The organism is Rhizobium sp. BK379, from assembly GCF_014193955.1.
In the GTDB taxonomy this organism is placed as follows: Bacteria; Pseudomonadota; Alphaproteobacteria; order Rhizobiales; family Rhizobiaceae; genus Rhizobium.
In genome coordinates this window covers 1063174-1075946 of sequence record NZ_JACIAD010000002.1, presented here as the reverse complement: position 1 = coordinate 1075946, position 12773 = coordinate 1063174, and the positions used below count along the sequence as shown (strand labels likewise).

15 protein-coding genes are annotated in these 12773 nt (G+C 61.9%); 8 read left to right on the top strand and 7 right to left on the bottom strand.

Translation table 11 applies throughout. The annotated features are described in order from the left end of the window. The first annotated feature begins 5 nt into the window (after positions 1–5). From FHT93_RS16335 to FHT93_RS16325, 3 genes are read left to right on the top strand one after another with little or no spacing between them, the layout of a single operon-like run. Positions 6–716, top strand: a complete 711-nt coding sequence (locus tag FHT93_RS16335; RefSeq protein WP_183848350.1) for an alpha/beta hydrolase — start codon at positions 6–8, stop codon at positions 714–716. A 57-nt stretch (positions 717–773) separates the two neighbouring features. Further along, positions 774–1613 (top strand): alpha/beta hydrolase, encoded by an 840-nt coding sequence (locus FHT93_RS16330; RefSeq protein WP_113017159.1) that lies wholly within the window; start codon positions 774–776, stop codon positions 1611–1613. 25 nt (positions 1614–1638) lie between these two features. Then, positions 1639–2409 (top strand): SDR family oxidoreductase, encoded by a 771-nt coding sequence (locus tag FHT93_RS16325; RefSeq protein WP_183848348.1) that lies wholly within the window; start codon positions 1639–1641, stop codon positions 2407–2409. A 6-nt stretch (positions 2410–2415) separates the two neighbouring features. On the opposite strand, the gene FHT93_RS16320 is transcribed toward FHT93_RS16325, so the two are convergent. The 4 genes from FHT93_RS16320 to FHT93_RS16305 form a co-directional block, all read right to left on the bottom strand. Then, entirely contained in the window at positions 2416–2790 is a 375-nt protein-coding gene (locus tag FHT93_RS16320; protein WP_113117932.1) for a VOC family protein, read from the bottom strand. A gap of 7 nt (positions 2791–2797) precedes the next feature. Beyond that, complete coding sequence (locus FHT93_RS16315; RefSeq protein ID WP_183848346.1) at positions 2798–2974, bottom strand: hypothetical protein; 177 nt, start codon at positions 2972–2974, stop codon at positions 2798–2800. Positions 2975–3086: 112 nt separating this feature from the next. Then, positions 3087–3521, bottom strand: coding sequence for a DUF1801 domain-containing protein (locus FHT93_RS16310; RefSeq protein ID WP_113017128.1), 435 nt, complete (start codon positions 3519–3521; stop codon positions 3087–3089). Between the two features lie 11 nt (positions 3522–3532). Then, positions 3533–3973 carry a DUF1801 domain-containing protein gene (locus tag FHT93_RS16305; protein WP_113017129.1) on the bottom strand — a complete coding sequence of 147 codons (441 nt, stop codon included), beginning with the start codon at positions 3971–3973 and terminating at the stop codon, positions 3533–3535. Between the two features lie 165 nt (positions 3974–4138). Between FHT93_RS16305 and FHT93_RS16300 the strand changes: the two genes are divergently transcribed. Then, positions 4139–5761: an ABC-F family ATP-binding cassette domain-containing protein gene (locus FHT93_RS16300; protein ID WP_112970609.1), complete on the top strand. Its 1623-nt coding sequence runs from the start codon at positions 4139–4141 to the stop codon at positions 5759–5761. On the opposite strand, the gene FHT93_RS16295 is transcribed toward FHT93_RS16300, so the two are convergent. Further along, positions 5758–6711 carry an SDR family NAD(P)-dependent oxidoreductase gene (locus FHT93_RS16295; RefSeq protein WP_183848345.1) on the bottom strand — a complete coding sequence of 318 codons (954 nt, stop codon included), beginning with the start codon at positions 6709–6711 and terminating at the stop codon, positions 5758–5760. The two genes, FHT93_RS16300 and FHT93_RS16295, sit on opposite strands and share 4 nt — an antisense overlap. A gap of 117 nt (positions 6712–6828) precedes the next feature. On the opposite strand from FHT93_RS16295, the gene FHT93_RS16290 reads away from it, so the two are divergent. Both FHT93_RS16290 and FHT93_RS16285 read left to right on the top strand, forming a co-directional pair. After that, positions 6829–7740 carry an AraC family transcriptional regulator gene (locus FHT93_RS16290; protein ID WP_183848412.1) on the top strand — a complete coding sequence of 304 codons (912 nt, stop codon included), beginning with the start codon at positions 6829–6831 and terminating at the stop codon, positions 7738–7740. A 131-nt stretch (positions 7741–7871) separates the two neighbouring features. Further along, the gene (locus FHT93_RS16285) at positions 7872–8777 is read left to right on the top strand and encodes a S1C family serine protease (RefSeq protein WP_112547460.1); all 906 of its coding nucleotides are present in this window, start codon (positions 7872–7874) and stop codon (positions 8775–8777) included. Between the two features lie 62 nt (positions 8778–8839). On the opposite strand, the gene FHT93_RS16280 is transcribed toward FHT93_RS16285, so the two are convergent. Further along, positions 8840–9568 carry an alpha/beta hydrolase-fold protein gene (locus FHT93_RS16280; protein WP_183848343.1) on the bottom strand — a complete coding sequence of 243 codons (729 nt, stop codon included), beginning with the start codon at positions 9566–9568 and terminating at the stop codon, positions 8840–8842. Then, complete coding sequence (locus FHT93_RS16275) at positions 9565–10530, bottom strand: acetylxylan esterase (protein WP_183848341.1); 966 nt, start codon at positions 10528–10530, stop codon at positions 9565–9567. Before FHT93_RS16275 ends, FHT93_RS16280 begins: the two co-directional genes overlap by 4 nt. A gap of 312 nt (positions 10531–10842) precedes the next feature. Here FHT93_RS16275 and otnK point away from each other — a divergent pair, with 312 nt between their 5' ends. Together otnK and FHT93_RS16265 are read left to right on the top strand one after the other, a co-directional pair. Continuing rightward, complete coding sequence (gene otnK / locus FHT93_RS16270) at positions 10843–12105, top strand: 3-oxo-tetronate kinase (protein ID WP_183848339.1); 1263 nt, start codon at positions 10843–10845, stop codon at positions 12103–12105. Then, entirely contained in the window at positions 12098–12733 is a 636-nt protein-coding gene (locus tag FHT93_RS16265; RefSeq protein ID WP_113146352.1) for an aldolase, read from the top strand. The genes otnK and FHT93_RS16265 overlap by 8 nt, the downstream gene beginning before the upstream one ends. Positions 12734–12773 lie beyond the last annotated feature (40 nt).

Below are 12773 nucleotides of genomic sequence, written 5' to 3'. Positions count from 1 at the left end.
AGCAGATGCCATCGCAATCGACTGATCAGCAGACTATGCATATCGTGCTCGTCCATGGCGCCTGGGCTGATGGCTCCGGCTGGGCCAAGATCATCGCGCCGCTTGCCGCCGACGGTTTTGCGGTGACGGCCGCACCGCTGCCGCTGACCTCCTATGCCGATGACGTCAAAGCCCTTGCGCAGGCGCTGGACCGTGTGGACAGGCCGGTGGTTCTCGCCGGCCATGCCTATGCCGGAGCGGTTATCGCCGGCGTGCAGAACGAGAATGTGAAGGCACTGGTCTATGTTGCTGCCCTCGCCCCGGATGAGGGAGAGACGGTTGCCGATGTCTTCTATCGCACTGAGCTCGATCCGCGGGCGCCGCAACTGGCGCCCGACGAGAATGGACTGATCTATTACCCGCGTGAAGCCTTTGCTGCAGCCTATGCGCCGAACGCAACGGATGAAGAACTGGCAGTGCTCTCGGCCGTGCAGCGGCCGATTTCACCTGCCTGCATCACGGTACCGGTCGGGCGACCGCTCTGGAAGGATCGCCCTTCCTGGTTCCTGGTCGCCGAAGACGACCGGATGATCGCGGCCGCCAACCAGCACTTCATGGCCGAGCGTATGCAGGCGCTGCAGCGGCCCTTCGCTGTCGATCATACGCCGATGGTCACGGCACCGGACCCGGTACTGCAGGTCATCCGCGAGGCCGCGGCAACAGTGGCCGAAGCCTGAACAGCCGACATATCTCCGAACATATCATCCAATCATCTCACTGAAGGAAACATGACCATGACCAAGATCAGCTATCGCAACACCACTGTCGACGGCATCAAGATCGCCTATCGTGAGGCCGGTCCCAAAGGTGCGCCGAAGCTCCTGCTGCTGCATGGCTTCCCGACCTCCGGCCACATGTTCCGCGATCTGATCCCGCTGCTTGCCGATCGTTACCACATCATCGCGCCCGACCTTCCGGGCTTCGGCCAGTCGGGCGATCCCGCGGTCAACAGCTTCGACAGCATTGCGGACACGATCGACCGCTTCACCGAGATCGTCGGCTTCGATCGCTACGCCGTCTATGTCTTCGACTATGGCGCGCCAACCGGTTTCCGCCTGGCAGTGAAGCATCCGGAGCGGATCACGGGCATCATTTCGCAGAATGGCAACGCCTATGTCGATGGCCTCAGCGATGCATGGAACCCGGTGCAGGCCTATTGGCAGGATGCGAGTGCAGAAAACCGGGCCGTGCTGAAGGCGTTTCTCGGTCCGGAGACGACGATCTGGCAGTATACGCATGGCGTGGCCGATCCGACCACGGTCTCGCCCGACGGTTATTCGCTCGACAATTTCTATCTCTCGCGTCCGCGTGGTGAAGATGTGCAACTCGATCTCATGGGCGACTACAAGAGCAACGTGGCACTCTACCCGACCTTCCAGAACTACTTCCGTACCCACAAGCCGCGCTTTCTCGCGGTCTGGGGCAAGAACGACCCCTTCTTCCTTCCGCCGGGCGCAGAAGCCTTCGCCCGCGATATTCCTGATGCCGTGATCAAATTCTTCGACACTGGCCACTTCGCGCTCGAAACGCATGCGGACGAGATTGCCGCTGCGATCCGCGACTTCCTCGGTTGATAGACCTGCAAAAAGGAGGGATATCATGTCCGACAGAGTAGCCATCATTACCGGCGCCAGCCAGGGCATCGGCCAGGCAACGGCCATCCGGCTCGCAAAGGATTTTTCCGCGCTGGTGCTCGTTGCCCGCAACAAGGCCAATCTCGCCGAGACCGCCAAGGCTGTCGAGGCGGCGGGCGCAAAAACGCTGGTCATCGATGCCGACCTTGCGGAACCGGCGGCGGCACAGGCTATCGTCGACAAGGCGCTTGCCGCTTTCGGGCGGATCGATGCGCTGCTCAACATTGCAGGCGCCGTGCCGCAGATCGACGTGTTCGAGATGACAGACCGACAATGGGATGACGGCATGGCGCTGAAGCTGCATGGCGCACGGCGGCTGACCATCGCCGCCTGGCCGGCGCTGAAGGAAACGAAAGGTTCCGTCGTGCTGATGTCCGGTAACTCGGCGGTTTTTCCGAAGGCCGCCTATGCCGCCGTCGGCACGATCAATGCGGCGATATCTGCGCTCGCCAAGGCTTTCTCCGATCCCGGCATCGAGGATGGCGTGCAAGTCAACAGCGTGCTGCCCGGGCCGGTCATGACCGGGCGCCGCCGCAGCTATCTGGAGCACTGGGCGCCGTTGCACAACATGACGGCGGAAGAGGCGACGGCCAGGTTTCCGAAGGAAGCCGGCATTGCCCGCTACGGCGAGCCGGAAGAGATCGCCGAACTCATGGCCTTCCTCGTCTCGCCGGCTGCGCACTGGATGACCGGCACGACACTGCGCATGGATGGCGGCGAGGTGAAGTCGGTCTGACGTGAACTAGTCGGAGGTGACACAGAAATTGTTGCCTTCGGGATCGTTCAGCACGGTGTAATCGGCCGTTTCGCGCACGAAAGTCGCGCCCAGGGATAACAGGCGCGCGACTTCCTTTTTCCGGTCGTCGACAGCTATATCGAGATGAACGCGGTTGCGAGCCGGACGCTCTCCCTTGCGAAGATGGAAGCAAAGGCGCGTACCAGGCCCTTCGACCATCACCACCGGGTCGGTCTCGGGTGTCAGGCCGAGTGCTGCCAGACGCGCGATTTCATCGTCGTCGTAAGGCAGCACCGCGTAACCATCGAGCGCTTCGGCCCAGAAGCGGGCGACGCGGGAGGGCACATCGCAATCGATGACGATTTCCTTCAGCCGTCCCATGGGTCTCTCAGGAATTGCCGGAGCGGCGACGGACGGCACGATCGGCGACCGCACCGCCCGCGACGGGCAGCAGTGCGAAAAGAACCAGTTGTGGCGTTCCTGTCAGCGTCAAAAGGCTGGACAGGAAAATCGCGATGAGCATTCCGGCCAGTGCGCCCAGCAGATAGGGAAGGTAACCCTTCAAGAGAGCCTCCGTCTTATCGGGTTTTAACGAAACCAGCTCGCAAGGTTCCACATAGACCACTCCGCGATGTCGGCAATGACCAGTCGGGCCAGACCGCCTTTCGCCTGCAAAACTAGGCGCCTGCTTTCTTCGACGCCGGTTTGCGCGCGGTGTTCAGCGTAACCGCGGCCTGCACCAGCGCCTTCAGCGCCGCTTCATCGATCACCTCCCCTTCGTGAATATCGATCGCGCGGCGCGTATTGCCTTCAAGGCTGGAATTAAAGAGCTTGGACGGATCCTCCACCGAAGCGCCCTTGGCAAAGGTCAGCTTGACGACGGTCTTGTAGGTTTCGCCGGTGCAGATGATGCCGGCATGTTCCCAGACCGGAACGCCGCGCCATTTCCAGGTCTCCTCGACCTCGGGATCGGCCGCGCGGATGATCGACCGGACGCGAGCGAGCGTTTCGCCCCGCCAGTCGCTCAACTCCTCGATCTTGGCATCGATGCGTTCGGAGGGAGACACTTCCTTCAGGTCCGTTTCCTTTTTTGTGGTCGCCGCTTTCTTCATGGTCTCTCTCCTTACATTTTCTCGCCGGGCAGCAGGCTTGCCTGTCTCACCCAATCGGCAATCTGTGCCTCATCGATCACGTCGTTCTCATGAATGTGGAAGTAGCGCGTTTCCGCAGTCCTGGATTCCTCGGGCGGCATGGGCTGCAGGGCGGCGCCGCGGAAGAAGGCCAGCTTGATGTATCTGTTGAAACAGTGAACGCCGAGGAACCAGCCGTCACCCTTCATGCCGTAGAGCGGCGAGTTCCATTTGACGGCCTTGTGGGCATCGGGAACGGTTTGCATGATCAACGCATCGAGGCGACGGCCGACATCGCTTTTCCAGCCGGGCATGGCAGCGATATAGGCTTGCACCGGGCCATCGCCCTCGCCTTTGGCGATCTGCGGATTGCCGCCGGACAGCAGCTTCGGTTCCGCTGGTTTTGCCGGCTTGGCGGATATCTTGTCGGTCATGGGCTCCTCCCCGTGGGGATAATAAGGAAGGATGTCTCGATTTCCAGTCGTGCGGAATGGACACAGGCTGCAAAGATCACAGCTTCATGACGCGGAAAACCTGCGACACGGCGGCAAACCCGTGGCATAAGGGCGCCAAAATTCTCCCAAGCTCCCGCGTAAGACATGATCCGTATAGAAAATATCAGCAAGCAAAACAGCCACCGCATCCTCTTCATCGAAGCTACCGCAGCCCTCAACAAGGGCGAGAAGATCGGTCTCGTCGGCCCGAACGGCGCCGGCAAGACGACGCTTTTCCGCATGATCAACGGCGAAGAGCTGCCTGACGAAGGCCAGGTCTCGGTCGAGAAACACGTCTCGATCGGCTATTTCAACCAGGATGTCGGCGAAATGTCCGGCCGCAGCGCGGTTGCCGAAGTCATGGAGGGCGCCGGCCCCGTCAGCATCGTTGCCGCCGAGTTGCGCGAGCTGGAAGCGGCCATGTCCGATCCTGATCGCATGGACGAGATGGAAGAGATCATCGAGCGCTATGGCGAAGTGCAGGCACGCTACGAGGAACTGGATGGCTATGCGCTGGAAGGCCGCGCCCGCGAAGTTCTGGACGGCCTGAGCTTCAGCCAGGAGATGATGGACGGCGATGTTGGCGCGCTTTCGGGCGGCTGGAAGATGCGCGTGGCGCTCGGCCGCATCCTGCTGATGCGTCCCGACGTGATGCTGCTCGACGAACCGAGCAACCATCTGGATCTCGAGAGCCTGATCTGGCTGGAAGAGTTCCTGAAGACCTATGAGGGCGCGCTCTTGATGACCTCGCACGACCGCGAGTTCATGAACCGCATCGTCACCAAGATCATCGAGATCGATGCCGGCTCGCTCAACAGCTATTCCGGCGACTACGGCTTCTACGAGCAGCAGCGGGCACAGAACGAGAAGCAGCAGCAGGCGCAGTTCGAGCGTCAGCAGGCGATGCTTGCCAAGGAAATCAAGTTCATCGAGCGCTTCAAGGCGCGCGCCAGCCACGCTTCGCAGGTGCAGAGCCGCGTCAAGAAGCTGGAAAAGATCGAACGCGTCGAGCCGCCGAAGCGCCGCCAGACGGTGGCCTTTGAATTCCAGCCGGCGCCGCGCTCGGGCGAAGACGTCGTCAACCTCAAGAACGTGCACAAGAAATACGGCAGCCGCACCATCTATGAAGGGCTGGACTTCATGGTCCGCCGCAAGGAGCGCTGGTGCATCATGGGCGTCAATGGCGCCGGCAAATCGACGCTTCTGAAACTGGTGACAGGCACGGCCGAGCCGGATACCGGCAGCGTGGCGCTCGGTGCCAGCGTCAAGCTCGGCTATTTCGCGCAGCACGCCATGGACCTGCTGGACGGCGAACGCACCGTGCTGGAATGGCTTGAAGATTCCTTCCCGCTTGCCGGCCAGGCGCCGCTGCGCGCGCTTGCCGGCTGCTTCGGCTTTTCGGGTGATGACGTCGACAAGCGCTGCCGCGTGCTGTCCGGCGGCGAGAAAGCCCGCCTCGTCATGGCCCATATGCTGTTCGACCCGCCGAACTTCCTCGTGCTCGACGAGCCGACCAACCACCTCGACCTCGATACCAAGGAAATGCTGATCAAGGCGCTCGCCGATTTCGAGGGCACGATGCTCTTCGTTTCGCACGATCGCCACTTCCTGGCAGCCCTTTCCAACCGCGTGCTGGAGCTGACGCCTGATGGCATCCACCAGTATGGCGGTGGCTATACCGAGTATGTCGAGCGCACCGGTTACGAAGCGCCCGGCATCCACGCTTAACGGCTGAACGCGTTTACACCGTTCAATTCCGCCGAGAGCGCCCAGAGACGGGCAGCCTCGTCGGGATCGACGGCGTAGGCGCGCACACTGGTCTCCGCCCCGTTGTCGGAGATGGATGCGATATCGCAGTTGGCGCAGTAGAGGCCGCCGAAGCCTGCAAGCTGTGGTGAGGTCGCGGCCCAGACCTGTGTTGCGGCACCCTGCTCGGGTGTCTTGAAGGTCGGGTCGATGGCATTGCCGTCAGCGTCGATCCAGCCGGCGGCGACCATATCCTCTTTCTTCAGATGCCGCTGCAGCGGCGTCAGGATCTTGCCAGGATGCAGCGAGAATCCACGCACGCCGGCATCCTTGCCCAGCCTGTCCAGATGTACGGCGAAGAGCGCATTTGCGGTCTTCGCCTGCCCGTAGGCCTGCCATCTGTCGTAGCCACTATTGAACTGGATATCGTCCCAGCGGATCGGCGTGATGCCGTGAGCGGCTGAGGAGACGGAGACGATACGGCCTCCTTTTGATATTGCCGGCCAGAGGCGATTGACGAGTGCGAAATGGCCGAGATGGTTGGTGGCGAACTGCGCCTCCCAGCCCGGGCCTACCCGCGTTTCCGGGCAGGCCATGATGCCGGCGCTGTTGATGACGATATCGGCCTTGCGGCCGGAGGCCACGAAGCGCTCGGCAAACTGCCGCACGCTTTCGAGATCGGAAAGATCGAGTCTGTCGACCTCGATATTGGTGGTGCCCGAGAGCGCCTTGGCCGCCACTTCCGACTGACGTGCGCCGACAAGCACATGTGCGCCGGCCCGCGACAGCGCCTTCGTCGTCTCCAATCCGAGGCCGGAATGTCCGCCGGTGACGATTGCCAGTTTGCCTGTGAGATCGATGCCGACGAGCACGTCTTCGGCCGTCGAGCGAGCGCCAAAACCGGAACCGATGGGGTGTTGTGCGTTTTCCATGGATGTCTCCTTCTCTATTTTCGCCCGGAGACTAATATGGTGGCGGCCATACGATCTATGCGTTAGAGTCCACGATATGTTTGCGATCGTCCGGATTTCCCGATGACCTCCGTTTCCATGGATCCACTTTCCGATGTGCTGGCGCTCTTGAAGCCGAAAAGCTACGTCTCGCTCGGGCTCGATGCCGGCCGCGACTGGGCGATCGATTTTCCGCCACCGCAGGGTATCAAGTTCAACGCCATCCTCTCAGGCGGCTGCTGGCTGGAGGTGGATGGTGTCGCCGAGCCTGTTCGACTGGAAGAAGGCGATTGTTTTCTGCTGACGCAGAGCCGGTCCTTCCGGATGACGAGCGATCGCAGCCTTGAGCCAATCCCGGCTGACGACATCTACGCGCATGCGAAGGATGGTGTCGCGGTCTGCAATGGCGGCGGCGCCTTCTTCCTCGTCGGCAGCCGTTTCGGCTTTTCCGGCGCCGGCGCCGACCTGCTCGTCGGCATATTGCCGCCGGTCGTGCATGTCCGCGAGCATTCGGACCAAGCATCGGTCTTGCGCTTTGCGATCGACCAGATGGCGCGGGAGCTGCGCGGTCGGCACCCTGGCGGCTTCCTGATGACCGAGCATCTGGCGCATATCATGCTGATGCAGATCCTGCGGCTCTATCTCGCGGCACCCGATACGGAGGGCACGGGCTGGCTCTTCGCGCTCGCCGACCGGCAGATCGGCATGGCGATAGGCGCCATGCATGCCGAGCCGGCGCGGCGCTGGACGCTGCAGCAGCTTGCAGCCATGGCCGGCATGTCGCGTTCCTCCTTTGCGGAGCGTTTCAAGCAGAAAGTCGGTGCTGCTCCGATGGATTACCTGACGCGCTGGCGCATGATGCTGGCGGGCGAGCGGCTGGCCAACAGCCGCGAACCGATCGGAACGATTGCACTTTCCCTCGGCTACGAGTCCGAAAGCGCATTCAGCACCGCCTTCAAGCGGGTGATGGCGCGCTCGCCACGGCAATACGGCCGGGACGCGGCGGAGTAAAAGACCGCAGGCAGCGGGTCTTGCAGAAACGGCTGTCGTTTCATACCTATACAGAGAATGATATGCGTCCGGCCTTTGCCGGCCCTCGCTGCATTCTGGGCCTTTGTGCCGCGCCTTACGAGGATGAAACCATGAATATCGACAGGATCCTGCGGTCAGTTGTGGCCGTTCGCGCCTCCATCCCCGAAGATGCCTTCACCGCGAATACGCTGGGCACCCGCCGGGAAGGTAGCGGCGTTGTCATCAGGGAAAACGGGCTGGTGCTCACCATCGGCTACCTGATCACCGAGGCAGACGAAATCTGGCTGACCCGCCATGACGGCAAGGTGGTGCCGGGTCATGCGCTCGCCTACGACCAGGAAACCGGCTTCGGCCTCATCCAGTCGCTTGCGCCTCTCGACCTGCCGGCCATCGACATCGGCGACAAGGTCAAGACGACGGTCGGCGACGCCGTGATCTTTGCCGACGGCCTTGGTGAATTCGTGCAGGCCAATATAGTCGCCAAGCAGGAATTTGCGGGCTATTGGGAATATCTGCTCGACGAGGCGATCTTCATCGCACCCGCCCACCCCTCCTGGGGCGGTGCCGCGCTCGTCAGCGACGACGGCAAGCTGCTCGGCATCGGCTCGCTGCGTCTGCAGATGGTACAGGGCGACGAGGTGGCCGACATTAACATGGTCGTACCGATCAACCTTCTGCCGCCGATCCTCGACGACCTGCTCAATCGCGGCCAGATCGACCGCCCGCCGCGCCCCTGGCTCGGTGCCTTTTCGGCCGAAAGCAATGGTGAAGTGGTTGTCATGAGCGTTGCGAAGGGTAGTCCTGCGGCACAGGCGGGTCTGCAGCAGGGCGACGTCATCTCGGAAATCCGCGACGGCGAAGTGGACGGGCTTGCCGATTTCTACCGCAAGGTCTGGGGGAGCGGCCCGGCAGGGGCGGAAATTCCCATGCGCGTGCTGCGAAACGGCCGCGAGGCCTGGCTGCGCATCAAATCCGCTGACCGCAACAGCTTCCTCAAGAAGCCGCTGATGCAGTAATCGGAAATGGAGCGGCGCCATTCGGCGGCATTCAGATGTAAAGTGGCGCCATCCGGCAGCGTCTAGATGTAGAGTGGCGCCATCCGGCGCCAGGCTCCTGCGCGATGCGCCCTGCCATCCCAGAAATGCAACTGATGGCCGACGGCCTTTTCGGCGAGCAGGCGGCTGAGATAGCGGTTGTTGTCGAGGAAGGGATCCTCGTTGCCGATCGTCAGAACGATCTCGACCTGCCGCAGCTTTTCCAGCCGCCAGTCGGACGTGAGACCCGGCAGGAAATGCGTCGGCGTGTGGAAATAGACCGTCTCGTCGTAATAGCCGTCGAAAAGATCACCAAAGGACTCGACCTTCATCGTCAGGTCGTAGCGGCCGGAAAAGGCCACCAGCTTGCGAAAGAGATGCGGGTGGCGGAAGACGAGACTGGCGGCCTGGAAGGCGCCAAGGCTGCAGCCGTGCACGATGGTGCATTCGTGGCCGTTGCGGCTCTCCATCAACGGCAGGACCTCGTTCAGTACATATTCCTCGAACGCGATATGGCGACGGATACGATCGGCCGGGTGACGACCGAAATCGTAGAAGGTCTCGCCCGCCAGGCCTTCGATGCAGAACAGTTGCAAATGGCCGGCCTCGAGCTTGTCAGCGAGGCTGGCGACGATGCCGAGATGTTCATATTCCCAAAAGCGCCCTTCCCGCGTTGGGAACATCAAAACTTTGGCGCCGGCATGCCCGAACACCAGAAGCTCCATGTCACGATGGAGCCGATCGCTGTACCAGCGCAGATATTCTCGGTTCATAGACCCCTGAAAAACCGCCCGACTCGCTCGCGCAGCGCAGTTTGCTGCACTGCACTATCAGCATAGTCGAAATGCCCGGCATCCAGGATGAAGATTTCGTTAAATTTTGACTTCGGCAAAGCGTTCGCAACCGCGAACTGACATGGCGGCGCGACGGCTGGATCGAAGAGGGCCACGGCGGCCAGCATCGGTATGCTGATGCGGGTCGCAGCCGTTGCGGCATCGAAAAGGCGCAGCTTTTCCAAAACACCCGAGTGGGTCTTTGCGTATTCCTGTACCGAGTGGGCGCTGCCTACCGTCGGCAATGTCAGCCAGAGCTTGCGGTTTCCGAAGGTCGGCACCGTCAGATGGCCGCGATCGATCCTGCTGTCGAAGGGAATGGCGAGCGCGCCGATACCGCCGCCGAAGCTGATCCCGCTATAGCCGATATGACCGTCGAGTGAAGGATAAAGGGAGAGCAGCGCCGACACTGCTACCCACAGATCCTCGACGCAGCCGCCGATCACGTAGTGTTCGGGATCATCGATATCATGCAGCACATGCCCGGGGGCGTCGGGCGAAATCGGCGGATGAGCGCTGCGCGACATGCCGCGAAAACAGGGAAAGAGGATTGCGGTTTCCTCGACCGGAATATCGAATTCCGGCTGGTCGCGCCCGCCATAGCCGTGGCCGACGACGAGGCCGCGCCTGACTTCGCCCTTGCGGGGCGTGAGCAGCCAGCCGCCGATGCTGATATCATCAGTGGAGGTGTAGGCGATATCGCGCACTTGCCAATCCGGATGGGTATCCTTGCTCGGGCCCAGGCGCGGCCCGGGCTTGACCGCCAGCGCCTTCTCATAACGCTTCTGCCAGAAAGCATCGAATCCCTCAGGCGCCTCCGGCGGGCGGATGGCCTGCAGATCGGCAAGCGTCATCCCGTAGGTGGGATCGAAGTCGAACGGATAGTCTGTCGGAATGCTCATGCCCTGCTTGTTGCCGCGAAACCGCTCTCGAAGCAAGGTACGCCCTCTGCCCGAAATTGCGTGACAGCCGTGCCCGGCTGGTCTTAACTGGAAACGCACTATGTCTGCCGACTCAGGCGACAACGCGTTCTGGTTTGCGTTCACTTCATCGGTCGGAGGACCGTTTCAAATGAAAATCCTTGTGATCGGCGCAGAGTTTCGATGCCAGCCGCACCCCTTCGCCCGGTTTCACAGCCGGGACATCCCTTGATGACACCATCGGCGTCCATATCGAGGACCAATTGAACAATAGTCTACCGGAGCGCACCTGACATGCTGCTTGGAGCCATTGCCGACGATTTTACCGGCGCCAGCGATCTAGCCAACACCCTTGCCCGCGGCGGCATGTCGACGATGCAGTTCGTCGGCCCCGGCCGCGGCAAGGTCAATTGCGAAGCAGGTGTGGTGGCGCTGAAGACGCGCTCGATACCGGCCGAGGAAGCGGTGTGGCAATCGATGGATGCGGCACGTTGGCTGCTGGATCAGGGCTGTGAGCAGATTTTCTTCAAATATTGCTCGACCTTCGATTCCACGCCTGAAGGCAATATCGGCCCGGTGGCCGAAGCGTTGCAGCGACTGACCGGCGCCAATGTCACCGTCGTCTGCCCGGCCTTTCCGGCAACCGGCCGACGGGTCTTCATGGGTCACCTCTTCGTCAAGGACAAGCTGCTCAGCGAATCCGGCATGGAGAACCATCCGCTGACGCCGATGACCGATCCGGATATCCGCCGCTGGCTGCGGCTGCAGACGCGCGGCGGTGTCGGCGGCATCACGCTCGATACGGTGCGCCAGGGTTCGGAAGCCATCCGCCGCCGGCTGCGCGATGAGCTGACCGATGGCAATCGTCTCATCGTCGTCGATGCGATCGAGGATGCCGATCTACTGACAATCGGCGAAGCCGTCGCCGATCATGAACTCGTAACCGGCGGGTCGGCACTGGCCCAGGGGCTGGCGCGCAATTTCGCCAGGCGCGGCAAGCTCTCCGGCGCCCCGGCCGAAGTGCCTGTCGTCAGCGGGCCTGGTGTCATCCTCTGCGGCTCCTGTTCGCTCGCCTCTCAGAACCAGGTCGCCTGCCATCTCCAGAACCATCCAGGCCTTTCGATCGACCCGGCGGCGATCATGCGCGGCACCATGTCGGTGGAGCATGCCGCCCACTGGGTTGCTTCCAATGCGGCCGACAATCCGATCGTTTATTCCACCTCCTCGCCTGAAGTCGTGAGCTTCGTGCAGCAGCGCTTCGGCCGCGAGGAATCGGCGAAGATTCTTGAGGATTTCTTCGGCGGCCTTGCCAAACGGCTTGCCGATTCCGGCACCCAGCTGATCGTCGTCGGCGGCGGCGAAACCTCAGGCGCGGTGGTCGAGGCGCTCGGCCTCAGGCATATGATCATCGGCGCCGAGATCGATCCCGGCGTGCCGGTGCTGGTATCGGAACGCGGCAACCCGATGCAGCCGATCGGACTCGCGCTGAAGAGCGGCAATTTCGGCTCGCCCGACTTTTTCGCCAAGGCATTGGACAGGATTGCAGGCCATGAGTGAGACCCTACTGCGTGAAGCCATCGTACGCTGGGGAAAATCGCTTTTCGACCGGGGGCTTACGGCCGGCTCTTCCGGAAATATTTCGGTGCGCACCGCAGAAGGCTATCTCGCGACCCCGACCAATTCCTGCCTCGGCTTCCTCGATGCCGAGCGGCTGTCGAAGCTTGATAGCGACGGCAGGCATGTGTCGGGCGATGCGCCGACCAAGGAACTGCCGCTGCATTTCTCCTTCTATGAAAAGCGGCCGCAAACAGGAGCCGTGGTGCACCTGCACTCCACCTATGCGACTGCCCTTTCCTGCCTTGCGGATACCGATCCAAAGGACGCCATTCCGCCGCTGACGCCCTATGTGGTCATGCGCGTCGGCAAGGTGCCGGTCGTGCCCTATACGCGGCCGGGCTCAACCGACGTGAAGCCGCTGATTGCCGAGATTGCGGCCGAACACAGCGCGGTGCTCCTGGAAAATCACGGGCCCATCGTTTCGGCCGCCACGCTCGACTCCGCCGTCTTCGCGATCGAAGAGCTGGAAGAGGCGGCGAAGCTTTCGATCATTACGCGCGGTATGAAGGTGCGGCAGCTGAATGAGGAGCAGATCGCCGACCTCAACCGGCATTTCAAGCTGCGCTAATTCCTGCTCCATTCGGGACGCAAAACCGCTTCTCGCCTTT

Coding starts and splice junctions, on each gene's coding strand:
- FHT93_RS16320 (WP_113117932.1), bottom strand. CDS start 2,790: ATGGGACGGCTGAAGGAAATCGTCATCGATTGCGATGTGCCCTCCCGC.
- FHT93_RS16265 (WP_113146352.1), top strand. CDS start 12,098: ATGAGTGAGACCCTACTGCGTGAAGCCATCGTACGCTGGGGAAAATCG.
- FHT93_RS16335 (WP_183848350.1), top strand. CDS start 6: ATGCCATCGCAATCGACTGATCAGCAGACTATGCATATCGTGCTCGTC.
- FHT93_RS16285 (WP_112547460.1), top strand. CDS start 7,872: ATGAATATCGACAGGATCCTGCGGTCAGTTGTGGCCGTTCGCGCCTCC.
- otnK (WP_183848339.1), top strand. CDS start 10,843: ATGCTGCTTGGAGCCATTGCCGACGATTTTACCGGCGCCAGCGATCTA.
- FHT93_RS16325 (WP_183848348.1), top strand. CDS start 1,639: ATGTCCGACAGAGTAGCCATCATTACCGGCGCCAGCCAGGGCATCGGC.
- FHT93_RS16330 (WP_113017159.1), top strand. CDS start 774: ATGACCAAGATCAGCTATCGCAACACCACTGTCGACGGCATCAAGATC.
- FHT93_RS16275 (WP_183848341.1), bottom strand. CDS start 10,530: ATGAGCATTCCGACAGACTATCCGTTCGACTTCGATCCCACCTACGGG.
- FHT93_RS16300 (WP_112970609.1), top strand. CDS start 4,139: ATGATCCGTATAGAAAATATCAGCAAGCAAAACAGCCACCGCATCCTC.
- FHT93_RS16280 (WP_183848343.1), bottom strand. CDS start 9,568: ATGAACCGAGAATATCTGCGCTGGTACAGCGATCGGCTCCATCGTGAC.
- FHT93_RS16290 (WP_183848412.1), top strand. CDS start 6,829: ATGGATCCACTTTCCGATGTGCTGGCGCTCTTGAAGCCGAAAAGCTAC.
- FHT93_RS16310 (WP_113017128.1), bottom strand. CDS start 3,521: ATGAAGAAAGCGGCGACCACAAAAAAGGAAACGGACCTGAAGGAAGTG.
- FHT93_RS16305 (WP_113017129.1), bottom strand. CDS start 3,973: ATGACCGACAAGATATCCGCCAAGCCGGCAAAACCAGCGGAACCGAAG.
- FHT93_RS16295 (WP_183848345.1), bottom strand. CDS start 6,711: ATGGAAAACGCACAACACCCCATCGGTTCCGGTTTTGGCGCTCGCTCG.